The 23,805-nt window shown below is 51.1% G+C and carries 22 protein-coding genes; 11 read left to right on the forward strand and 11 right to left on the reverse strand.

Going from position 1 to position 23,805, the window contains the following annotated elements; all coding sequences use genetic code 11:
* Nucleotides 1-50: 50 nt before the first annotated feature.
* Nucleotides 51-539, reverse strand: a complete 489-nt coding sequence (locus CLV60_RS29185) for a GtrA family protein (protein ID WP_106598943.1) — start codon at nt 537-539, stop codon at nt 51-53.
* A gap of 99 nt (nt 540-638) precedes the next feature.
* Between CLV60_RS29185 and CLV60_RS29190 the strand changes: the two genes are divergently transcribed.
* From CLV60_RS29190 to CLV60_RS29200, 3 genes are all read left to right on the forward strand, one after another.
* A complete protein-coding gene (locus CLV60_RS29190; RefSeq protein ID WP_106598944.1) occupies nt 639-1,052 on the forward strand; it encodes a VOC family protein in 414 nt (137 codons plus the stop codon).
* A gap of 139 nt (nt 1,053-1,191) precedes the next feature.
* A complete protein-coding gene (locus CLV60_RS34875) occupies nt 1,192-1,326 on the forward strand; it encodes a hypothetical protein (RefSeq protein ID WP_262510579.1) in 135 nt (44 codons plus the stop codon).
* 246 nt (nt 1,327-1,572) lie between these two features.
* On the forward strand, nt 1,573-2,574 hold the full coding sequence (locus tag CLV60_RS29200; protein WP_106598946.1) for a bestrophin family protein: 1,002 nt from the start codon (nt 1,573-1,575) through the stop codon (nt 2,572-2,574).
* Nucleotides 2,575-2,581: 7 nt separating this feature from the next.
* Here CLV60_RS29200 and CLV60_RS29205 read toward each other — a convergent pair whose 3' ends face one another.
* On the reverse strand, nt 2,582-5,209 hold the full coding sequence (locus CLV60_RS29205; RefSeq protein ID WP_106598947.1) for an ABC transporter permease: 2,628 nt from the start codon (nt 5,207-5,209) through the stop codon (nt 2,582-2,584).
* On the reverse strand, nt 5,206-5,544 hold the full coding sequence (locus CLV60_RS29210; protein ID WP_106598948.1) for a PadR family transcriptional regulator: 339 nt from the start codon (nt 5,542-5,544) through the stop codon (nt 5,206-5,208). Before CLV60_RS29210 ends, CLV60_RS29205 begins: the two co-directional genes overlap by 4 nt.
* 298 nt (nt 5,545-5,842) lie before the next feature.
* On the opposite strand from CLV60_RS29210, the gene CLV60_RS29215 reads away from it, so the two are divergent.
* Nucleotides 5,843-6,472 carry a response regulator gene (locus CLV60_RS29215; protein ID WP_106598949.1) on the forward strand — a complete coding sequence of 210 codons (630 nt, stop codon included), beginning with the start codon at nt 5,843-5,845 and terminating at the stop codon, nt 6,470-6,472.
* On the opposite strand, the gene CLV60_RS29220 is transcribed toward CLV60_RS29215, so the two are convergent.
* Nucleotides 6,437-7,327 (reverse strand): sensor histidine kinase, encoded by an 891-nt coding sequence (locus CLV60_RS29220; protein WP_106598950.1) that lies wholly within the window; start codon nt 7,325-7,327, stop codon nt 6,437-6,439. The two genes, CLV60_RS29215 and CLV60_RS29220, sit on opposite strands and share 36 nt — an antisense overlap.
* Nucleotides 7,328-7,671: 344 nt before the next feature.
* On the opposite strand from CLV60_RS29220, the gene CLV60_RS29225 reads away from it, so the two are divergent.
* Both CLV60_RS29225 and CLV60_RS29230 read left to right on the forward strand, forming a co-directional pair.
* Nucleotides 7,672-10,236 (forward strand): TonB-dependent receptor, encoded by a 2,565-nt coding sequence (locus CLV60_RS29225; protein ID WP_106598951.1) that lies wholly within the window; start codon nt 7,672-7,674, stop codon nt 10,234-10,236.
* A 75-nt stretch (nt 10,237-10,311) separates the two neighbouring features.
* Nucleotides 10,312-11,028 (forward strand): outer membrane lipoprotein-sorting protein, encoded by a 717-nt coding sequence (locus CLV60_RS29230; RefSeq protein WP_106598952.1) that lies wholly within the window; start codon nt 10,312-10,314, stop codon nt 11,026-11,028.
* A gap of 140 nt (nt 11,029-11,168) precedes the next feature.
* Here the strand turns inward: CLV60_RS29230 and CLV60_RS29235 are convergent, their stop codons facing one another.
* Complete coding sequence (locus tag CLV60_RS29235) at nt 11,169-11,801, reverse strand: response regulator transcription factor (protein WP_106598953.1); 633 nt, start codon at nt 11,799-11,801, stop codon at nt 11,169-11,171.
* Nucleotides 11,802-11,932: 131 nt separating this feature from the next.
* Nucleotides 11,933-12,562, reverse strand: a complete 630-nt coding sequence (locus CLV60_RS29240) for a response regulator transcription factor (RefSeq protein WP_106598954.1) — start codon at nt 12,560-12,562, stop codon at nt 11,933-11,935.
* 471 nt (nt 12,563-13,033) lie between these two features.
* Between CLV60_RS29240 and CLV60_RS29245 the strand changes: the two genes are divergently transcribed.
* The 3 genes from CLV60_RS29245 to CLV60_RS29255 all read left to right on the forward strand — a co-directional run bounded on the left by CLV60_RS29245 (nt 13,034) and on the right by CLV60_RS29255 (nt 16,098).
* Nucleotides 13,034-13,681, forward strand: coding sequence for a response regulator (locus tag CLV60_RS29245; RefSeq protein ID WP_106598955.1), 648 nt, complete (start codon nt 13,034-13,036; stop codon nt 13,679-13,681).
* Nucleotides 13,682-13,767: 86 nt separating this feature from the next.
* Nucleotides 13,768-14,127: a BlaI/MecI/CopY family transcriptional regulator gene (locus CLV60_RS29250; RefSeq protein ID WP_106598956.1), complete on the forward strand. Its 360-nt coding sequence runs from the start codon at nt 13,768-13,770 to the stop codon at nt 14,125-14,127.
* A gap of 21 nt (nt 14,128-14,148) precedes the next feature.
* On the forward strand, nt 14,149-16,098 hold the full coding sequence (locus tag CLV60_RS29255; protein WP_106598957.1) for a M56 family metallopeptidase: 1,950 nt from the start codon (nt 14,149-14,151) through the stop codon (nt 16,096-16,098).
* Nucleotides 16,099-16,111: 13 nt separating this feature from the next.
* Here the strand turns inward: CLV60_RS29255 and CLV60_RS29260 are convergent, their stop codons facing one another.
* The 3 genes from CLV60_RS29260 to CLV60_RS29270 all read right to left on the reverse strand — a co-directional run bounded on the left by CLV60_RS29260 (nt 16,112) and on the right by CLV60_RS29270 (nt 18,731).
* Complete coding sequence (locus CLV60_RS29260) at nt 16,112-17,239, reverse strand: oxidoreductase (RefSeq protein WP_106598958.1); 1,128 nt, start codon at nt 17,237-17,239, stop codon at nt 16,112-16,114.
* An 81-nt stretch (nt 17,240-17,320) separates the two neighbouring features.
* A complete protein-coding gene (locus tag CLV60_RS29265) occupies nt 17,321-17,917 on the reverse strand; it encodes a Crp/Fnr family transcriptional regulator (protein ID WP_229211182.1) in 597 nt (198 codons plus the stop codon).
* Between the two features lie 73 nt (nt 17,918-17,990).
* Complete coding sequence (locus tag CLV60_RS29270; protein WP_106598960.1) at nt 17,991-18,731, reverse strand: SDR family NAD(P)-dependent oxidoreductase; 741 nt, start codon at nt 18,729-18,731, stop codon at nt 17,991-17,993.
* 98 nt (nt 18,732-18,829) lie between these two features.
* Between CLV60_RS29270 and CLV60_RS29275 the strand changes: the two genes are divergently transcribed.
* A complete protein-coding gene (locus CLV60_RS29275) occupies nt 18,830-19,219 on the forward strand; it encodes a winged helix-turn-helix transcriptional regulator (RefSeq protein ID WP_106598961.1) in 390 nt (129 codons plus the stop codon).
* 105 nt (nt 19,220-19,324) lie between these two features.
* Nucleotides 19,325-20,992, forward strand: a complete 1,668-nt coding sequence (locus CLV60_RS29280) for an ArnT family glycosyltransferase (RefSeq protein ID WP_229211183.1) — start codon at nt 19,325-19,327, stop codon at nt 20,990-20,992.
* Nucleotides 20,993-21,050: 58 nt separating this feature from the next.
* On the opposite strand, the gene CLV60_RS29285 is transcribed toward CLV60_RS29280, so the two are convergent.
* Nucleotides 21,051-21,752 (reverse strand): DUF3823 domain-containing protein, encoded by a 702-nt coding sequence (locus CLV60_RS29285; protein ID WP_106598963.1) that lies wholly within the window; start codon nt 21,750-21,752, stop codon nt 21,051-21,053.
* A 21-nt stretch (nt 21,753-21,773) separates the two neighbouring features.
* Nucleotides 21,774-23,801: a RagB/SusD family nutrient uptake outer membrane protein gene (locus tag CLV60_RS29290; RefSeq protein ID WP_106599024.1), complete on the reverse strand. Its 2,028-nt coding sequence runs from the start codon at nt 23,799-23,801 to the stop codon at nt 21,774-21,776.
* Nucleotides 23,802-23,805: the final 4 nt, after the last annotated feature.

Genomic DNA, 23,805 nt, shown 5'->3' on the forward strand with positions numbered 1-23,805 from the left:
GTTAAAAGGACTATTCACCCAGCATTTACCGTCACGGTGCCGGAAATACCTCAGATACCGAGCAGCTTTTTCAACCGGTCATAGAAGCCGGTATCCCGGAAAGTAAACTGCTTGTGCAAAATATAATTACTTAAAAAGCTTGCGCCCATCGCCGCCACCTGTGAAAACAGTTTGTTCAAATTCACTTCCTTCACTGAAAAAGGAATCAGAAAGTTGAAAACACCAAGCCACGATTTGGAAAGCTCATACAAAATGGCGGAACCGTAAACGGTGATCAGGCAGGAAAGAATTGAAACCAATATGAACTTGACGATCTGCCGCCTGCTCTGCGCCGTATTTTTGGCATTAAAGGCAAACAGCCTTGTCAGAAAATAACCCACAACAAACGAAAACCAGTAACCGGCAAACAATGCACTCTTATAGGAAATAGTAAACCATTCCTGTAAAATTGTGGCAACCAGCAGATTGGAAAACGCACCGGTAGCGGCAACAATGAAATAGGCAAAAAGATCGCGACGATTAAACAGTTGGTCGGCCATAAAACGGGTTTCTGAGTCGCCAAGTTAATCTTGGATCCGAATTAAATTGTCAATAGATCTGGTCTGGCTGCAAAAATTCCTCCACTAACCTTCAACTATATGATGAATAATCCGGCAATCCATTGTATCGCTCCCTGTTTCATTGTCAGAAATGTCCCGGCGGCCCTGGCATTTTACCGCGACTTCCTCGGTTTTGAGATTACATTCCAGGGCCCGAGCGAAAACGACATTTTCTTCGGGATCGTGGAGCGCGGCGCGGCGATGATCATGATGAAAGCTGTCGGCATAGAACCCGTACCCAACCATACACGTGATATCAAACAAGGCATTATGCGATGGGACGCTTATATGTACGTACCCGACCCCGACGCGCTCGCGGCCGAATTTGCGTCACGGAATGTAACTTTCTTTCTACCTATCTGCGACAATGACGACAACTTGCGCGGGTTCGAGGTGAAGGATGCAGATGGATATTTGCTGTATTTTGGGAGGCCTAATAAAAGTGACCAGTAATTTTGTATTCCAACCCATCTGTTAAATGAAAAACTCTCGGCTAATACAACTAGGCCTGCTTGTATTCAGTATATTATTATACCTCGTCTTGATTATTTGTGTGCTGGGAATACTTTTGATGTTAACCGGAGGTGGCCACATGACCGTTCCGATTGAAGAGTACTACCCGGTGGTCGGTGTAGGAATATTGACCGGTCTGATACTAAAAGTGGTGTCCAGGATTCGTAAAAACCTGAAAGCAAAACAACTGACGGATAACTCAGACGAGTATTAGCGATCACTTTGCTTTTCATTGGCCGTTTCCTGAGCTAATCATTAGATAGCCTCTCCAAACGCTTCTAACCCTCACAATCTGCAACCTGCTCACTTTCGAAATCTTCAAACACATGGAATTTTATTGGAAAACGGCACTGCATTTGCTCAAAGAGGTAGCCGAATCGCCTTGACAATTGTCTCGGAAGCGATTTGTTTGCATTTTAGGAGCTGAAAACTAGTCACTCTTATCACTCAATAGCTCCTTATGTACATCAACCGTTACCTCTCACCTGTTATCGTCTACTACTATTCCTGGCGAATGGTCCTGTTTTCAATCGCTACGGGTTCCATCGCCATTTTTGTATACGACTACCTCGATTGGAAATGGGTCGCGATCCCCTGGCTTCCCGTGTCGCTCGTCGGTACGGCTACGGCATTTTTTGTAGGTTTTAAAAACAACCAGTCATACGACCGCAGCTGGGAAGCCCGCAAAGTGTGGGGCGCCATTACCAACCATAGCCGGTCGTTCAGCGCCGCGGTGCGCTCTTTTACGACCTGTTCGCCCGACTCGGACAACATTTCTGCTGCCCAAGAAAATCGCATCATCATATACAGGCACATTGCGTGGTTGTACGCGTTGAAGAACACCATGGTACAAAGGACCAACTGGGAGCACACCGACCGCGCGAGTGAACGCCAGCGCAAGGCATTCAGGCGCTCGCAAGTACCTTGTGACGTGGAAATCGCGAAACACCTGCCCGAGGCCGAGCTTGCATCGATCAAAGACAAAAAGAACCAGGCGACACAGATCCTCGACCTGCAATCGCAGCACATTCGCGACCTTCGCCGCGCCGGCTCGCTCGATACCTATCAGCATGTCGCTTTACAAGACCTCATTTCAAAACTCTATGACGAGCAAGGCAAAAGCGAAAGGATCAAAAACACGCCATTCCCGCGCCAGTATGCGACCACTTCCATGCTTTTTATATTCATATTCATGACGTTACTGCCATTCGGCCTGCTGCCTCAATTCGTGGATTTGGGCGAGAAGTATATGTTTTTGCTGATTCCTTTTAACATGATCGTATCATGGGTTTTCATGTTCATGGAATACGTGGGCGATATCAGCGAAAACCCGTTTGAAGGCCTGCTGAACGACACGCCCATCAGCACCATTATCCGCAATATCGAAATAGACCTGAAAGAAATGCTCGACGAAACCGACCTGCCTGCGAAGTTTTCGAGCTACTCGGGAACCCTGTTCTAGCATTCAATCAGTCGGCGCGAAGGCTCTTCACCGGGTTCATTAATGCAGCTTTAAGACTTTGGAAGCTTACTGTCAGCAGGGTGATCGCTAATGCGCCCACGCCTGTCCATACGAATACCGACCAGGGAAGCCCGGTGCGGTATTCGTATTTTTGGAGCCAGGATGCCAGGACGTACCAGGCTATCGGCGATGCAATGATCATCGCCACGATCACCAGCACTGCAAAATCCCTGGAGAGTAATGTCCAGACGCTCCATACCGAAGCGCCCAGTACTTTTCTGACCCCGATTTCCTTCGTTCGCTGCGCGGCTACAAACGATGCCAGCCCGAACAACCCCAGGCAGGAAATGAATACCGCCAGCACGGTGAAGAAACCGGCCAGTTTACCGATGCGCTCCTCTGCACGGAATTTGCCATCGTATTCCTGATCGAGGAAACGATAGTCGAACGGCACGGCCGGGGCATATTTGCGGAACACTTTCTCGACCTTTGCGAGCGCGTCCGGCGCGCTCATACCCGGACGTAAGCGCATAGTAACCACGCGCGCAGGCCACGGCGCAATATAGTAAATGGCATGCTGCACCGGCTCATAGGGCGACTCCATCACCATGCCTTCCACTACCCCTACCACATGCAGCGGCTGCGTACCCCATGTAACAGTCTCGCCAACAGGGTTTTCCAGCCCCATAAACTTCACCGCTTCTTCGTTCAGGATCACAGCGAGTTTGTCGGTTGAATATTGGCGCGAAAAGTCCCTCCCCTGCTTGATTTTCCAGCCCACGGTCTTGCCGAACTCTTCCGTGACACCAAATGTGACGAATGGCCTGTCGCGGTTCATGTCTTTTCCGCGCCACGTAAAGCCGGTTTCGTTCTGTCTTTTCTCGGTGAGCGGCGTGGTGGTTTTGGTCACCTCCACAATCGCGCCGGTTTCCAGCAGTTCGTTGCGGAATGGTTCGAAATGATTATTAATGTCGAGCGTAGGCATGTCGATCATCACCAGGCCGGTACGATCGTAACCGACGGGACGATCTTTGGTGTATTGTATTTGCCTGAAAACCATTACTGTACCGATAATCAGCGTCACCGAAACCGTAAACTGCACGACCACCAGCACCTGTCGTGGAATGTAAGCTAACCGTCCGGCGCGGAAAGTACCTTTCAGCACATTGACTGCCTTGAAAGACGACAGGTAAAATGCGGGGTAACTTCCAGCCAAAAAGCCCGTCATCACACAAAATGCCAGCGCCAACAGCCAGAACACAGGATTTGCCCAAAGAATGGCCATCTTTTTATCAGCCATATTATTGAAATACGGCATAGCGAGTTGTGCGAGCGCGATGGCGATCACGAACGCGATAAACACCACGAGAAACGACTCACTGAAAAACTGCCCGACCAGCTGTCCCCGTAACGACCCTACCGCCTTCCGCACACCCACCTCGCGTGCGCGCTTCTCCGAGCGTGCGGTGCTCAGATTCATAAAATTAATGCAAGCCAGCAGCAACACGAATGCTCCCACAATGCCGAACAGCCAGACATACTGAATGCGCCCGCCGGTATTGAACCCTTCTTCCCAATTGGAATACAAATGCCACTGGTCCATTGGATGCAGGAATGCCTTTGCCTGGGTGTCGCGGTCAGTCCCGGTGAGTTTGTTGAGCCGAACCGGGGCGATAGCCGACGAAACCGCTGTGAGCTCCGAGCGGTCGGCGAGCTGCACGAAAACCTCGGTGAAGTTATTATTCCATTGATCCTTGTTCCTGACTCCATAGGCGACACGGGTAATGTATAATTCCCAGGGAGCGATGAATGCTGTGTTGGCGAACGTTGTATTGTGCGGCAGGTCGCGGTACACGCCGGTAACCTTCACGGCCAGCTCGTTATCGATCTTCAACACCCGATTGACCGCGTCACCATTCCCGAACAACGTCCGGGCGGCCGACTCCGACAGCAGCACCGACGCGGGATCCGACAGCCCGGCCCTGCTTCCGCTAACCATCTCGAGCGATAGCATTTCGGCAATTCCCGGCTCCATAAACCGGCCCGGTTTGTTGAATTTCAGGTCTTTGAAAGAAAGAATATGGCTCTCCTCTCGCGTACTGCTCACGATATGCTTGAAATACCCTCCGTACGACAGCCTCAGTTCACGGCCCATCGGCGCTGGTACCGAGTTGTGGGTGAAGATAATGCCGCCAAGGTTTTGCGTTTGCATTACCTGGGCAATGCGTGTGTGATTTTGGAATGATTGGTTGAAAGAAACTTCGTCGTACAGCCACAAGCCAATGAGCAATGCCACTGCCATGCCGCTTGCAAGGCCCGCGATGTTGATGAACGAGTACATTTTGTTTTTGGCAAGATTCCGCCGGGCCACTTTGAAGTAGTTACTGATCATAATCATATTGAGATGGGACGGCCGGGAATATTGTTCTGCCCTCCGGCGACGGCGTACCAGTGGCGGCAACACGGACAATACATTGAGTATATAGCGCATCGTAGCCTGGAAATGTCCGCCTCGGGCATACCAGTAATCGTAGAGCTCATCGAGATCACCGCCGACTTCCTCACGGGTTTCTTCGGGATGCAACCACTGGAACAGGCGCTGCGCCCAGCGTGGTGGTGCGGAAGGATTTTTCATAGTTTTCCCATTTCAAGGGTATGCGGTGGTATTTGTCTCCATAGTTCGGCCCTAACCTGCTGGACATCCTGGATCGCCCGGCTGCCGAGTGCCGTAATGCGGAAAAGACGTTTCCGCCTTCCGCCGCGCTGCGTGGTAGCCCCGCCCAGCTCCGATCGCACGAAGCCTTTTTCTTCCAGACGAATGAGCGTATTATGCACCGTACCAAAGGCTACCAACCGGCCCATCGACTGCTCTATTTCCTGGCTGATCGTCACGCCATAGGCTTCTCCATCCAGTACTGCAACCATGAGCAGCACGATTTCTTCAAATTCTCCGAGGTAAGTTCTTCTCATAGAGCCGTCGCGGGTTTATTTGTTTACATTTTATCGTACAAATGTCGCGCCACTTTATCTACATCAATTCAACTCACTAAAAATCAATGCATTAATAACAAATCCGCACTGCACTGGCTGTTCATTTGCGGACACTCCCGAAACCGACCGGACAAATGCGAAGCTGCATAACCCGTGTCAGCAACCGTACAGCCGGGCTGTACAAGCAGAATGTGGCCATTTTAGCATTGAGGTTTATTTGCAGAACCGCTCGAAATGTTGCGATATTGCCACCGATTGTATTCTCAACGTTCGATAAATGATGAAAATATTAATAGCCGACGACCATTCGCTGGTGCGTTACGGGCTAAAATTGGCACTTCACAACCATTTTAAGGACAGTCAGATCGACGAAAGCTGGGACGGAGCGTCGGTCAAAGCGCAGTTTGCGATGCATGCATATGACCTGCTGCTGCTGGACCTGAACATGCCGGAGACGGATTCGACCGTCCTGCTGCAATGGATCCTGGAATTTCATGCGAATACCAAAGTACTGGTAGTTTCCATGAATGATGAAAGCATTTTCGGGAAGCGTTCGCTGCAACAGGGAGCGCATGGTTACCTTGAAAAGGACTCTTCGCCGGAAGAACTTCTGAAAGCGGTAACCACCATCCTGAACGGAAAGCGTTATGCGAGCGCCAACCTGGCTACTATCCTGATCAACGACACATTGGCGGGCAAATCAGGCAATCCTTTCGACCAGCTTACTACCAGGGAGTTCCAGGTAGCGATTTACCTGGCCAAGGATTATTCCGTGACGCAGATCAGCGAAATTCTACAAGTTCAGTACACGTCGGTCAATACGTTCAAGCGAAGGATATTCAAGAAGCTCAACATCGAAAACAAAAGTGCGCTAGTCAGGCTGGCAGATGCTTATAACCTCGGTTGAATGCAGCCGGGATACAAACGGGCTGTGCAACACCAGCCCGCCTATACTCACCAAGGTGCCTTCTCCCTTGCTGCTTTTGACGGACATCGTGAAGCCCAGGGTGTGGGCGAAATCTGCGATCAGCTGATAGCCGAGCCGGCTGTTCGGTTCGACGGGCGCATTAACGACCGGGTTGGACAGCCGTCGCCGGATTTTTTGCAACTCGCTGGCGAGCATTCCGCTTCCATTGTCCGCGATCGTAAGCACCGGGCTATTTTCCGAGTTGGTGAAAACCAGGCGCACTTCCCCGCCGCGCGTGTGCTTGTTGGCGTTGTCGATCAGGTTGCGCAGGATCGCTTTCAGGATATCACGGTTGGTATAAACGAAAACGTCCTCCGGGCAATCTACGATCAGCACATTCTTGTTGAGCAGCACCATGTCTTCAAAAAACTGCTGCAATTCCCCCGCCAGTTCATTGAGTGAGAATGAATGCTGTGCGGGCTGGAAGTCCTCGTGCTGCGAGCGGGCCCATAGGTTAACCTCCTTCACAAATGCATGGATATTCCCCGTAGCTTTCTTGATTTCCTCCGTACCCGCCTTCACCTCGGGAAGCTGGTTATTGGCCGCAAAACGCGACACATGATCGGAAAGGACATTCAGGAAATGCAGGGGCGATTGAAGATCGTGGGCGATCATCATCGTAATCTTCTGTTTGAGTCCATTGCTGTATTCAAGCCTGCGCGAGAGGTCCTCCACCTGTTGTTCCAGTTCTCTTTTGGCAAGATCGAGCCGGAAGTACCGGTCCCGCACCCACAGAAAAAAAGCCAGCAGCGACACCACTGTCAAAACCATGACACAGATCCATTGAAAGATCATAATTCACCACCGGGTTAGATTTGGGGTTTTCAGTGAACTTAGTATCGGGAAGGGTGCTTTGATGATTGTTATACAAAGAAATCGTTTTTGTAGTAAATATTGGTACAAGGGCTAATATTTTTGCTATAATTTCTACATAAACACTAGAAATAGTAAATAAACTCCGCCCAAAACATAGCATTATCGCAAAAAATAAACAACCCGGTCGCACATAGAGCCCGCCTTGTGACTTTTCGTCCATCGCGCCGATCCATTCATCCATCCCCCATAATCCGGCCTTTGTCATATTTTCCTTTCAGCCTTGCGTGCGTGCTACCATTTTTGTTGCGTCAATTACCAAAACCATGAAAATGCGAAGAATTCTCCTCATTGTTTCCATCCTCGCCAGCTCACTCCTATCTCCGGCATTTGCCCAATTCCCCGGCGCAGGAAGCAGCCAGCCCAAAGCCCTGCCGGGAACCGCCGGCGACCAAAGTCCAAAAGGATCGGCCAAGATCACCGGTTCCGTTGTAGATTCCGCATCTTCAAAACCCATTGAATTTGTGAGCGTTGCCTTATATGACAAAGCCAACAACAAGGCAGTAGACGGTACAGTGGCTGATGAACAAGGGAAGTTCACCCTCAATAAACTCGCTGCCGGCGACTATAAGGTACTCATTTCCTTCATTGGCTATGCCAACAAGACGATCGACAACATCAAGCTCGCCAAGGGCCAGGATGCAGATCTCGGCACGATCAGCCTTGGTTCCAATACCAAAACGCTCAACGAAGTAACGGTTACCGGCCAGGCCGCGCTGATCGAGGAAAAGGTGGACAGGCTCGTTTACAATGCTGAGAAAGATATTACGGCAAAAGGTGGCGATGCTACCGATATTTTGCGCAAAGTCCCATTACTTACCGTGGACCTCGACGGAAATGTCTCGCTCCGCGGCAGCCAGAACATCCGCGTGTTGATCAACAACAAGCCGAGTACCATTATCGCGAACAGCGTGGCCGACGCGTTGAAGCAAATTCCGGCCGATCAGATCAAATCGGTGGAAGTGATCACGAGCCCATCGGCTAAATATGATGCCGAAGGATCCGGCGGGATCATCAATATCATCACCAAAAAGAACTCGCTGCAAGGCCTCAACCTGAATATCGACGCCGGTGTAGGAAACCGCGGCTCGATGCTCGCATTGAACGGCGGTTACCGCAAAGGCAAGGCCGGTTTCACCATCGGTGGTTTTGGTCGCGGCATGTACAATACCGTTACCAAAACATCTCTCGAACAAACCAGCACCGTGGAAAATATCGCGACTACCACCCGCCAGACAGGCGACGGTTCGAGCCACGGGCTGTTCGGGAACTACAACCTGGGCTTCGATTACGATATTGCCAAAAACCAAAGCCTTACGGCCGGTGTGAAATATGGCGTGCGGAACTTCTCGAACCAGCAGGACCTCGTTACCCGCCTGATGAAAACCGGCAGGCCGGACGAGCTCTCGGCACGTAATGTCGCAGCCGACAACCTTTCGGGAACCGTGGATGTGAATGTCGACTACCTGCATACGTTCAAACCGCAGCAGGAATGGAGCGTATCGACGCTGTACAGCCGCAACGATCTCACCAACGATTTCGACGCAGACATTTTTACGGAAAAAGAACTGACTTCCCGTCAACGCAACCTCAACAAGAGCATCAACCAGGAATTCACGCTTCAATCGGACTACCAGACGCCGATCAAGAAGAACCAGATGCTCGAATTCGGTGGGAAAGGCATTTTCAGGGAGGTAAAAAGCAAATACAGCTTCCTGACAGCCGAACCTACCGGGGACTACCGCCCCGAAACCGATCAGCCTGCGGGAGATTTGACCTACCATCAGAACATCGCAGCAGCGTATTCATCCTATACTTACACCACTAAAAAGCGCTACACATTGAAGGGAGGCTTGCGTTACGAGCATACGTTCATTGATGCGAGCACCAACGAAGGCGTTGTGGGTGTGGGTAACTACGGTGTGCTGGTACCTAGCGTGAACGCTTCGAAAACATTTAAGGGAACGACCGTAAAGTTGGGCTACAATCGCCGCATCCAGCGTCCGGGACTTCAACAATTGAACCCGAACTTCAACTCGGCCAACCCGCAGAACATTACCATCGGTAACCCCGAACTCCGTCCCGAACTGACCAACAACTATGAACTTGGTCTGAGCAAGAATATCAAGAAGACCTACGTGAATGCGACATTCTTCGGCCGCTTTACCAACAATGCGATCTCGCAGGTGCGCCAGCCCTCGGATACGCTCGATGGCGCGATCGTGACCACGTACGAGAACATCGGAAAGCAGCACGCATACGGCGCCAACATTTTCGCCAACATTGCAGCTACTTCGAAAATCAACTTCGGGATATTTGCCAATGCATTCTACACCAAACTGACCGGCCAGACGATCGGACAAAATGGGCTTTCGCAAGAAATCGATAACGATGGCATAAACATTAGCGGGGGTATCTTCTCGCAGGCCACTTTCGGAAACGGCTGGGGCGCGCAGGCATTCGGGTTCATGCAAGGCCAGCAGATCCAGCTTCAAGGCAAGCAGGGCGGCTTCGGCTTCTATACGATTGGTGTGAAGAAGGAATTTGCCAACAAAAAGGCCAGCCTCGGCCTCGCTGCTGAAAACTTCCTGAGCAAAAGGTTTAAAATGCATACCGAATTGACTTCCTTGCAGTTCAACCAGGTCAACGACGTATACCTTTACAACCGCGGATTCCGCCTGACATTCACCTACAAAATCGGTAAAATGACGATGGAACAGCCGAAAAGAAAGGCCAAGTCGGTCAACAACGACGACGTGAAGAGCGACGGCGGCGGACAACAAGGTGGCGGAGGCGGTGGCCAGGGCGGCGGCGGAAACGCACCTCGCTAGACGTTCCGCATCAGGACACAGCGATATTGAATGAAACTTACACAAGCCTGTTTAAACTCAAATACAAATTTCGGTATGAAAACAAACAAACTAATTTGGACAATGGCGGTGGCGCTCGTCTCCGCTGCCTCTTACGCGCAGACTGTGGATGAAATCGTGGATAAACACGTCGCTGCCCTGGGTGGGCTCGACAAGATCAAGGCTGTAAATACCGTGGTGACCGACCGTTCACTGGCAGTACAAGGCATGGAGATACCAAACAAAACGACGTTGGTAGTAGGCAAATCCGTTCGCAACGAATCGACCGTAATGGGCAATACGATGGTCCAGGTGGTCGATAACGGCCAGGGCTGGATGATCCGCCCGACCATGATGGGCGGTACCGGAGAGCCGGAAGATATGCCCGCCGATCAATTGAAACAACAACTGAGCTCGCTCGATCCATTCGGCGGCCTTGTGAATTATAAGGAAAAAGGCAACAAGGTGGAGCTGGTAGGCAAGGAATCCGTCGATAAGAAAGACGTTTTCCACCTGAAACTCACTACAAGCGACGGCCAGGTAATCGATGAATTTGTGGATGCCGGCACCTACCTCGTCACGAAAGTAAAAGTATCCATGAACGGCAACGAAGGCGAAATCGACCTCTCGGACTACAAAGAAGTAGACGGCGTCAAATTCGCGAACACAATGGAAATCAGCAACCCGCAAATGGGAACTATGTCGTTCATTACGAATAAGATAACGGTCAACACACCGGTTGACCCGGCGATATTCAAGAAGCCGGCGAAGTAGGAGCCTGACCGCCGACGGCTGACCACTGACCGCCGACTGTTAATTGTAATGTAAAAAATAAACAGTAACACAAGCAATCGGCTGTCGGCGGTCGGCCGTCGGCGGTCAAAAACACAACAGTACCCTACCCCTAGCGTCGTTCACCTGAACAACGCTATTTTTTTTGACAATTCGATCGGGTCCTTCACCTCCATTTTATCGTAGATGCGCCGCTTGTAGGTACTGATCGTGTTCTCTTTCAGATTCATGATCGCGGCGATCTCCTTGGTCCATTTGCCTTCGGTCATCAGCTGCATCACGCGCCGCTCACGGGGCGAAAGCGAAACGATCGGATTGCCGCCCCTGGTTCGGCCGCTCACGTCGGTGAAGCTGGAAAGGAAAATCTGCTGAACGTCATAGCTCACGTAACGGCCGTGGTCGAGGATCGACTGCACGGCATTCACAAATTCCTCCTGCGGTGCCTGTTTGGAAATAAAGCCATCGGCCCCGGCTTGCAGGTAAGGCAATGCATAAACCTTCTCATCGAACGCCGAGTGGATCAGGATCGAAAGGCCCGGTTGCTTTTCACGGAGGATTTTCATCATCCTGACATTCTCTCCACCAGGAATATCGATATCCAGCACGGCCAGATCGAAGCGCTCCTGTTCGAGGATCGCGAGTGCTTCCGGGAAAGTCTCGGCATGGCTTACTACCGCCCGCGGGTAATACTCGGCGAATACCATCCTGAGCCCCAGCAAAATCAGCGGGTGGTCTTCAATACATAGAAATTTCATAGAGGTGCTAACCGATACAGATAGGGTTATAATATTATTTCGTACAATATTAGAAATATTATCAGAAAATAGATTCTCGCTATTTTGTAGAAATATATCGAGGTCCCGACGGTCGCACGCTGCGCATTTGTTCAACTCAGCATGGTCACTTTCTCGATCAGCTTGATCAGGCTGTTGACCTGCATCTTTTTAAGTATCCGCATTTTATGCGTTCCGACGGTGGTCTTGTTGATGTTCAGAATGGCCGCGATTTCCCCGGTCGATTTCCCGGCAATGAGGTGATTCATTACCTGCCGCTCCCTTTCCGAAATGCTCATCAGCGGGTTCACGTACCGCACCGAACGGTTGATCTGACTTTCCTGAATAATCTGCTGCTGCAAGGCCGTACTTGCATATTTACCCATCACCATCATCGCCCTGATCGCCTCATCGAACTGCGCCGATGACGCCAGTTTCGACAAAAAACCGTCCGCACCAGCCTTCATATACGGCAAGCCATAAGTGCTTTCTTCCAGGTCCGTGATGACCAGTATGGCGGTACCGGGGTATAATGCCTTCATGCGTTCCACCACACCTGCGCCCGCTTTTCCTTTGATATCGACGTCGAGAATGATCAGTTCGTAAATATTACGGCTCGCAAGGTCATAGGCGATGTCGACGGACGAAGCATTGTCGACCGTCGTTACGGGATTGATCTCACCGATCTTCTGCTTTAATCCCAGCACGGTTAGCGGCTCGTCCTCGATAATGAGTATATTCATAAATTGGCTGATTGGCTGACAGAACCCGGGCATTTAGCCTTTATCGCAACTGTCATAATTCTACTTGTTCCAGACTTGGAACTAGTTCGTAATTCAAAGATGTAAATTTAAGAATAAATATTACACATCTGTCGCTACACGTAAATGTAGAAATTTCTCTAACATAACTCAAACAAACTCGGTCCAAAACTTACGGCAGCAGGAACGCCTATGAGTAGCAAAGTCTTAAACTGAGCTAAAAATGCGCTTAAAGCCTCGTTCCGGAAGCTCTGGGCACGGAATTTTTGTCGCGAATAGTAAAACTTTTTTTGCCGAACCGGCTAATTAACTGTAAACTTGTACAGACCGCTGAATAAGTTTTACATTAAATAATAGGAGTTTTACTCAATATTTACTGCATTTATTTGATAGCCATTGAGTGACAAAAGGTTATAAACGGTCGGAAACTGAATACAAGTCCTCCTTAAAAAAATGAAAAAAATCTTACTGGTTGAAGACCATGCCATTGTCAGGCTCGCCACCCGGTTCTTGATTCTTGATTTGCTGAACCCGGTGGTCGTTCATGAAGCTGGCTCTTTCAGTGAGACACTCGCCCAACTCTCCAATAATCAGATCGATCTGGTTATTCTCGACATCAATATTCCCGACGGCGAAGGTTTCAATATGATTCCGAGAATCCGCGAAGTACAGCCCAAAGTTTTGATTATGATCTTTTCGAGCCTCGAAGAAGAGATTTATGCTTTGCATTATATCAAAGCGGGTGCCAACGGCTTCCTTTCCAAAAATGCTTCACAGGAAGAGATCAAAAAGGCGATATTGTCCATGCTGGAAGTCGGCAACTACATCAGCACCGCCGTTCAGCAACAACTGCTTCGCAACACCCTGGAAAACAAGCCCAATGGCGAGAATCCCCTCGAACACCTGTCGCAACGTGAATTGGAAGTAATGGACATGCTGATCGAAGGCTACTGGACGAAAGAAATCGCCATCAAACTCAACCTGACCGAAAGCTCGGTAAGCACCTACAAAGCGCGCATTTTTGAAAAACTGAAAGTTTCGACGCTGATTGAAATGTTCAAGAAAGTCCAGTTCTACAAAAGTCAAAATCCTGGCCTTTAACCAGTAGACAACCTTCAATTAATTTTTTAGTTGAAATATTTGACAGAACTACGAAACATTCGTAGAATTACGAAAAAATCGTAGTTATGGAGAAATTGAGCATTCAGGAGCAGGACGCCATGCTCGCCATATGGAAAACCGGCGAAGGAAGCGTGAAATCCTTCGTGGAGGCTATGACGCCTCCCGCCCCACCCTATACGACGGTCGCATCGACCATCAAAAACCTCGAAAAGAAGGGTTACCTCCACAGCCGGCTGGTCGGAAATGCCTATTTGTATGCCCCGGCGATCAGCGAAGAGGCGTACAAGCAAAAGTTTATGGGAAGCGTGGTGAAAGACTATTTCGAAAACTCCTACAAGGAACTCGTGAGTTTTTTCGCCCAGAAGAACAAGATTTCGGCCGACGAGCTTAGAGAAATCATCGGCCTGATCGAAGGAAAGAAGTGATTCATCCAAACTTTTTCTGCTATGTCGGCATTTCCGGATTACCTGCTCAAACTGTCGGTCAGCCTCGGCGTGATCGCCCTTTTCTATCACCTCGTACTGCGCAAGCTTACTTTTTATGATGCCAACCGGCATTATCTGCGCTGGTATTCGATTCTTTGCCTTTCGATCCCGCTCATTAATATCAACCATTACGTTTCACCCGAACCTACGCCTGCCCGCGTATTCGTGCAAAGCGTGCCTGCGATCACACGCATTGCTAAACCTGAGACTATAAATTCTCCATGGGATATCCCTGCCGAGCCTGCGGTAGCTGCCAAGGCAGGGGAACTCACAGTTTCCGATTGGATTTTCTACGTTTGGCTCACCGGCGTAGTCATCATGACCTTACGCCTGGCCTCTAACGTCCGCTCCTACCTGCGCATTCGCTCGCAATCACATCCTGTTTCCAATGACGACGGCGTGAAAATCTACCATTTCGACCTGGATATGAGCCCATTCTCATTCGGAAGGGCCATATTTTACAATCCGCACCTACACCAGCCCGACGAGTTACAAGACATGATCCTGCACGAATACATTCACGTGCAGCAATGGCATTCGCTGGATGTGATCTGGTCGGAAATCCTGTGCATTATCAACTGGTTCAACCCTTTCGCATGGCTGATCCGCAGCGCCATCCGCCAGAATCTGGAATACATTGCCGACCAGAAAGTATTGGAAAACCACCCCGATACAAAAGCCTACCAATACCTGCTCCTGAAAGCGGCCGTCGGTCCCGAATTCTCACTGGTGAACCAGTTTGGCTACCATTCTTTGAAACAGAGGTTCGTGATGATGAATAAAAATGCGAGCCCGCGGATGCTAATGGGGTGTTTCCTGTTCATTCTGCCGCTACTCGCGGTGGTGCTGGCGGCATTCAGGTGGGATGTGCCGGGAAAGGGAAAAAAGGTGATCAATTTCTATCGTTCACCTGTCGAGGTTAGTAAGAGAAAGCCGCAAAATCTTCTGCATCTGGCCGGGCTACTACTCGACGAAACGGGGAAGCCTATCGTGGATTTGCCACTAACGATCACGCACGACGATATTTTCATTAGAACAATCAAAACCGATAAGGACGGCTTTTACTTTGCCGAATTGCCTGTCAAGCCTGAAAAGGGTGTCAGTCACACCTACTCGATCGGATACGACGATCCCGGGCATTTCATGAGTTATCGCGTAGGTGAGACTTATCACGGGGGATTCAACTTTGGCGAACGCTTCGATTATTGCTTTGTAAGAAAGCGCCCCATCCCGGAGCTGAGGAATTTCCACTATTCTGTTGATTCGAAGCGTTTTTACGACCAGTACAACCCGTCGAATACCCGTACAGAACTGAAAACGTATCTTCTCGAAAACATAAAACCGCACAAGGAAGAAATGGCACTGAGAATGGATTACATTGCAACCCACCGTTGGTCCAAAGACGTCATCACATTGTACAAAGGCGGTTATTTTGACCGCCAGAAGCAGCTAGTAGGCTATGAAGGTGCGCTAAAACTCTTTCTGGATGGTAAAAAAGCGACTCCGCGGGAAATCAACGAGGCCTTCAAAAACTATCCCTACATGCTGAGCGGAGATCAGGAAAGGCGAAACTACGGTCCGGATAATCTCTCCACGGAAATCACCTACCTCACCTTCCCGCTCTACCGCGACGCGCCGCCGGCTGCATTGGTAAAAGGGAATATCGAAGAGAAAGACGCCCGATCGTTCGATCCGGCGAGACTCAGAAACGAGCCTTATCTGCTCGATGGCTTCCGGCAGGTTTATGGCGCGAGCAGCAATCTGATCCCCGAAAAACAGGACATTAAAAGGGCAATGCTCCTCAAAGGTAAGCTGGCCAAATATTATGACCCATCACTGGATGAAATCTGGTGGATCGAAACCCGGCCCGTCAATGAAGTTTTCGAACGGCCGGATTTCGCTTCCAAATAGTTGTTCCCGCTGATCAGCACAATGCCGATGCATTGCATTGCTCCCGCACGCGTCGTGTATGCGCGAGTGTAAGGCTTGGCTTGATCAACTCCTTGAAGAAAGGTACTACCGGCTCTCCCGCAGCCACCCGTTTCGGCCAGTCGGGCGAGGCAATGGCAGCGCGGCCGATCGATACGAGGTCGGCCGCATTGCTGTTGAGCAAGGTTTCGGCCAAAGTAACATCATGCATTCCGCCGTTCGCGATCACGGGTGATTTGAGCAGACTTTTGGCAATGCTGTTGGAAGAAGTTCCGTCGGGATACCGGCATTCGCGCTCCCAACGCCCGCCTTCTGCGGCGATATGGAGATAATCCGGGTCTATTTCGGCCAGTACTTCAAAAATCCGCAGCGCGGTTTCCGAACCACCCGGCCAGCGGTACGTGAGATCATTGACCTTGCTCTCCGAAACCCGAATGCCCACAATGAATGCTCCTGGCAGCGCCGCCTTCACGGCCTGGTAAACTTCCATCAAAAACCGCAGCCGGTTCCGCTCGTTACCGCCATACTCATCCGTACGCAGGTTGGTATGCGGCGTGATAAACTGGTCGAACAGGTAACCGTTAGCCGCGTGCAGCTCGACCCCGTCGAAACCAGCCTCATACGCCAGCAATGCGGCACGGACATAGCCTGCTTTCACTTCCTCGAAATCCTGCTTTTGCATAGCGCGCGGCATTGGAAACGGGCTGGGTGATACAGCGTTATCGGTAACCCGTAACCCGATCGGCTGAACAGCAGAAGGCGCGACCGGCTCCTCATGGATTTCGGACAATGCCCCTCCATGCATCAATTGATTTATTATCAGCGCATGATGCCGGTGAACTGCCGTTACCACACGCTTCCAGCCATGCATATGCGCGTCATTTGCCATTCCAGGCTGATTGTGGTTGGCTTTGCTGAACAATTCGTCGGTATAGGTACCTTCCGTGATGATCATTCCAAAGCCGCCCGCGGCAAATGCTTCGTAATAATCGGCCATTTCCTGCGTAGGCACACCCTCTGGCGTCGCGCTCACACGCGTCATAGGCGCTACCACGAGGCGATTGGCCATTTTTCGGCCATGTATTTCAGGGCTATCGAATATCGTTTTGCTGATCGTTTCCATACTTTGTTTTTTGATTACAAAAGTACCGGCCCGGTCAGCGGCGGGGCGTATAACTATTTTAATAAAAATGCTTAAACTTCTTTAAGACCTCGACAGCTGCTTACGTATCTGGCTCAGAAACACGGGCGTAATCCCCAGATAGGAAGCAATGTACCGCTGCGGCATGCGCTGTTCGAGGGTGGGATATTTGGCAACGAGCGCTTCGTACCGTTCGGCGCCGGTCATGGAAATGGCGTTCAGGATGCGCTGGTCCTGCGCGATGCTCCCCTTTTGTTCAAGGATGCGCCAGAAGCGTTCGAATGCCGGAATGTCTTTGTAGAGTTGTTCGAGGTCGTCCTTTTCTATTTGTAGTAAAACAGAGGCTTCGTGCGCGACGATGTTCCGGGTGGCCGGTACCTGTAAATGGAAACTGGTGGAATCGGAAATCCACCAGTCTTCCATCGCGAAATGCAGGGTGTGGTCGTTACCCTTCTCATCCATATAAAACGAACGGAGAAAACCCTTACAGACATAGCTTTCGTAACGGCATACATCGCCCTGCTGGACGAGGTATTGCCGCGGAAGCAGCTTGCGGACTTTCAGAAGGGAAACAAAATGCGACTGTTCGGCCACCGTAAGCTCTATGCGGCGCAGGACGTGGTCGACGATCATTTTTAGTAGTGCAGGATCCTTTTCCAATGGTTTTCACAGCCTGGTGTCGGCGGCAAATATTGGAAACTAATCGGTCCTATCCTACCTGCACGGTCCGAAATCAGCTCAGCGTACCGCCGTCGATGGTGATCACCGAGCCGGTGGTATAGCTGTTAGCCGGGCTGGCGAGGAACGCCACGGCATCCGCAATGTGCTCGGGACGGCCGTACTTCGGGATTGCCATCATACCGCGCTGGAAATCGGAGAATTCTGACGTCGATGGATTCATGTCCGTATCCACCGGCCCTGGCTGGATCAGATTTACCGTAATGCCTTTCGGTCCAAGGTCCCTTGAAAGCCCGCGCGTGAAGCCTGACAATGCCGATTTGCTCGCCGCATACAAGGTCGCCTGCGGTACGGCGGCACGGTCGGCCATACAGCTGCCGATGGTCACGATACGTCCGCCTTGCTCCATTTTCCGCGAAGCCGCGAGGCACGCTTCGAATACGGATTTAACATTGACGTTCATGACATAATCGTAATCTTCGGTGGTATGCTCCTCGAATGCCTTACCCACGTACACGCCGGCACTGTTGATGAGAATATCCAGCTTGCCGTAATGCTCGATCGTCTGGTCGATGGCCGCGGATACGGCTCCATCCCGGGCATTGTCGGATTGGAGCGCTATCGCCGTATGACCTTTTTCCGAGAGTTGTTTCACGAGGGCTTCTGCCTGGCTTTTACTGTTGACGTACGTAAAAGTCACCTTCGCTCCTTCCGCAGCGAGCCTCTTCACGATGGCTGCCCCAATACCCCGGCTTCCGCCGGTAACGAACGCGACTTTGTCTTTCAAATTTTGCATGATGATGAATTGGTTTTGATTTCATTGCAAAACTATCTCCCTACTCGTAATTTTACAGGTACTAACATAATTATCAAGTACTAACATAAATGTAAGTTATGCGAAAACAGAGCTCCACGAACCTTGAAAACGAAATGTTGATCAATGGAAATTGTGATATGGCCTACACCTTGGACCTGATCGGCGGGCGCTGGAAGCCTTCGATCCTGTGGCGGCTGGCCTATGGTGCCATGCGGTACAGCGATCTCCGCCGCAGCCTCCCGGCCGTGTCTGAGCGCATCCTGATCCTTCAACTGCGCGAAATGGAAAGCGACGGGCTCATCAGCCGCAAAGTATACCCCGAAGTCCCGCCGCGCGTGGAATACCAGCTGACAGATCTGGGAAAAAGCCTCGAACCGGTGATTAATATCCTCACCGACTGGGGCGCCGAAAACCGGCCTGGCTCGGACAAAAAACGGGTACGTTGTCCTGTTTTAACAATTAAATAACACGCATTTCCCGCGTATACCCGGCACAAGTTCAAATCTTCGTGCGTACATCGGGTTTGCAGGCACAATTTTGACCGTGCCGCCGCATTCCCGACAAACGCACCCATGATGAACATCCGTGACCCGTTTTTGAACCGCTATTTCCCCTGGCTGTTGCTGGCCGGTATTTTGCTCAATATGCCCGGCCTCTGGCTGGATATTATTGAACCCGACGGTGCGCTCTACGCCACCATCGCCAAGCACATTGTGCTGCACAACGACTGGGTTAACCTCTACGGCGACGGCCACGACTGGCTCGACAAGCCGCATTTCCCATTCTGGATGGCGGCTATCAGCTACAAGCTGTTTGGTATCACGGGTTTTGCATACAAACTGCCGGCATTCCTGTTCTGGCTGCTCAGCCTGCGTTATACGTACCTCATTGCGAGGGACCTATACAGCGACGACGTCGCAAAAATAGCGGTACTGATTTACACCGTGGCCCTGCACAGTACATTGGCCAATTTCGACGTACGTGCCGAACCTTACCTCACGGCCTGCATTATAGGGGCAGCCTGGCATATGCTTCGCGTACATGCGAAGGCGCATTGGTCGCATATGTTGTGGGCTGCGCTACTCGCCGCCTGCGCGATTATGACCAAGGGGGTATTCGTACTCATTACGCTTGCGGGCGGCTGGGTCATTTACTGGCTCATCACGAGGCAATTCCGCGAATTCCTCCACTACCGCTGGTGGTTGGTGCTGGCATTGTGCTTCGTTTTCATCATTCCGGAGCTTTACAGCCTCTACGTGCAATTCGATCTGCATCCGGAGAAGGTGGTTTTCGGACGCACGCATGTATCCGGGTTGCGTTTCTTTTTCTGGGATAGTCAGTTCGGCAGGTTCTTCAACACCGGGCCCATTAAAGGAAAAGGAGATGTTACGTTTTTTCTGCATACTACCCTGTGGGCATTCCTGCCGTGGTCGCTGGGGCTCGTAGGCGGGATCGTGTACCTGGTGCGATTTGAGAAAAACCGCGATGCGATCCGCTGGGTCATTTATGGCAGCACGCTGGTCACCTTCCTGCTGTTTTCGATGTCGAAATTCCAGCTTCCGCATTACCTGGTGATCGAGTTCCCCTATTTCTCGATCATCACTGCCTATTTCTTCACCGAACTGGCAAGGCGCTCCAAGCTGAATTATTTCGTTACGGTCCAGACTGTCCTGCTCGTTGCTACGTTGCTCTTTATTTCCGGCTTGCTTTTTATCACCCGAATCGAAAACGGCATTGTCGCAGCGGCCATATCGCTCGCGATCGTTTTTGCAGCCAGCATAATCCGTTACCGCAATGCCATGCAGCAGTTGCTTTTCAAAGGTTATGCGCTGGCAGCGATGTTATACATCTTTTTGTTTCAATTCTTTTACCCGTTTTTACTACAATATCAATCGGGAATGCAGGCTGCTCGGGTTATTCCCGCAAAAGACAGCCATTTGCCTGTCGCGGCTTATGGTTCATTCTCTTACAGTTTCGAATTTTATTCCCCGGGAGAGGTCAAATTGATTAAAAGCGGCAAATACCTCGACGATTTCATCGACGCCGCGCCCTGTTACCTATACACCACTGCTGCCATAGCCGACAGCCTGATCCGTTCGGGCGTCGACGCGGAAGTTCAGGCATCCCCCAAGCATTTCCACGTTACCCGGCTGAAATACGGCTTTCTCGACGAAAAGAAACGGAGCGCCGTCGTGGAACCGCGGTACCTGCTCTACATCCACGACGAGGATACCATGTAAAAAACAAGCCCCCAAAAGACCAACGGTCCCGGGGGCTCACACTACCTCTGCGTATAAACTAAGGAACCATTACGGTTTTGATCGTCGTGTAGTTGTACTTTTTATAAGTATCGTTCACCCGCACACCCACACGCACGTAGTAGGTGGTACTGTATTTCATGGGGACCGACGACGAAATGGTGATATTCTGGCCCTCCTTATCGACTGTTACCGGCGCGACGGCCCCAACTGCGGTATTGTCCCAGTTATTATTCCCAACATATTGATTGGTTGAAATAAAAAGCTGATAATCCAGCGGGTTGGGCTTCGTGAGTCCTTCCGGCGCGGCATTGCTGGTAAACTTGAAGCTCACCGAAAGCTTCTTGTCGGCATTGATTACCGGCTCGGCGGCCCATTCCACATTCAGATAGGGTATTACCGTAAAATCCTGTTTGGTAGCACCCTTAATATCAACCACTTTCTCTACCACCGGGTAGAATGGCCCCTCCACAGGCGTTACTTTATAATTGCCGGGAAACAGCTTGTTATTGATAAAAGAACCATCCTGTTTCAGGTTCAGGAAAAGCGGCAGCGGCGTATTGCTCCAACTGAGTTCTTCCATTTTCAGGCGCGCACTGGAAGCCCCCTGTTCCAGCTGGATTCCCGCACCGCCCGCATCTACCAGCCGACCTTCGAATGTCGAGTCCGGCGCATCCACGTCGTCGATTTTGCAGGCGCAGAGCACCAGCGGGATCATTAGAATATAAATAAGATTTTTCATTGTTAGATTCAATTTCAGTGATCAATATTGCTCATTCTGAACCAGTTTCGGGTTTGCGATCAGCTCGGCACCCGGAATGGCCTCGTAATAGTTTTTGGTAGCGATGGTGAAACGTGAACTTCTTTCCTCGAAACGGCAGTCAAAAATGTATTTGCCGCGGACGTAATCGCTGCTCTCCGCCACTGCGCCTTTGGCGAACAGGAACGGATTGCATTTCCGCCAGATGCGCGCATTCACTTCGGCATCCGCGGTGCGCCAGCGGAGCATATCCCACCAGAGTTTGTTCTCGAATGCCAGCTCCTTCCTGCGCTCGATACGCACGAGCTGCAACCCGCGTGTAGGCGCAAGTACGTATCCGCCCACACCTGTGCCCGGCGCGACGGCTGGAGCAGACGAGAGTTCGGCGGCCGTTTTGAGCAGGACGGCACCTCCCCGGTTGCGGATTTGGTTGATGTTTTCAAATGCGTCGTTCAGCAAGGCTACACCATCCACCTCGGTAACGCCGTTCTGGTGCAGCTCCAATGCCGCCTCGGCGCGGTTGAGCAGGATTTCGGCGTAGCGCAGTTCAATCCACGACTGGTTGGAGCGGTGCAATGCCGTAGCAGCCGGAGCGAGGTTCGGCATGAGCCATTTGCGGCCATGGAAGCCGGTAATGGTCGCGTTATTGCCCGAAGTCGGGCCGTCCAGGCCGGTCGGATTGATCGACTGCCCATTCGAAAGCACAATGGGCGTCTGGTTGTTCCAGGTACCCGATTGCTTTACATTGGAATTATAAAATGCATTGGAATTATAACCGCTCGTCATGTCCTCGGGAATAAACTTCGGAATCGGCAGCGACGGATCGACGGTTTCCACCAATGTACCCCGGCGCAAATCGGTGCGAACGCCCTTGATAGCCTGGCCCGGTAGCAGTACCGTCCCGCGCAGGCGCGGCTCACAGTTCTCGAAAAGCTGTTCTACATAATCATACACGATGTAGTTGCCTTTGTCGTCGGTCGTTTTCAGCTGGCCTTTGGCATTCTTGGGCAATCCATCGAAAAGCTCTACGTAATCGAGCGTCGGATTATAGCGGTCGCCGTAGGTCGAGGTCATGTGCGGAGGCGCGTACACGGCATCGAAGCTGTGCACGGCCTCGGGGTACGAATAGCCCTTGGCAAAAATGGTTTCAGGGCTGGCTGTATCGAGGAAAAGGTCGGCGTAGTTGTCGGCGGTTGCAATCTTATCGCCGGCCGACCATTTTTTCATATACAAGGAGTATTTACCTTCAATAGACTTCGCTGCCTGAAATGCCGCTTTAAAATAGTCATTTGCTTTTTCTTTTGGAATACCACAAAGCATAACCCCATCCTTCACAAACGGATTGGCGTAGCGGGCAATGGAGCCCGCCGTGAGCGCCACGCGCGACTTGAATGCGGCGGCAATGTTTTTGTTCACCCTACCCGACTGTTCGCTGGCTTCCGGCATGGTCGCTATCACGAAATCCAGGTCCGTGAGGATGAAGTCGAAAACCTGCTGTTCGCTGCTGCGCGGGATTTGGAGCGATTCCAGCGTGCTGCCATCCAGCGATTGCACTTCCTCGGTAATGGGTACACCACCGTACCGCTTCGCCAATGCGAAATACGTGAATGCCCGCACGAAACGCGCCTCGGCGATCCACTTATCCACCTTCGGCTGCGTGAGTGAGGGCACATATTTCGGTAATTCGCGGATGAGGTAATTGGCATTGCGGATCACCTGGTAGCCGCTTTTCCAGTAACCACGCGCCGGGTTCACAAAGCCGCCGTTGTTCCGGTTTGCATTCTCGCCGGTATTCAGCGCGGGCGTGGAGATGTTATTCCAGGTATCGAACCCTTCGGTACCTTCCTGCGCGCTGTATTTGAAATCCTCGATCGGCATGCGGCTGTACAATGCGGCCATGTAGGCCTGCATACCGGCATCGGTAAATGCATCCTTATCCTGCACGACGTTGATCGGCGGAATGTCGAGCTCGTTACACGCATAAGTACCGCCCAGCAGCACCAGTGCGAGGGCATATTTTATGTTTTTCATTTGA

Source organism: Dyadobacter jiangsuensis (genome assembly GCF_003014695.1).
GTDB lineage: Bacteria > Bacteroidota > Bacteroidia > Cytophagales > Spirosomataceae > Dyadobacter > Dyadobacter jiangsuensis.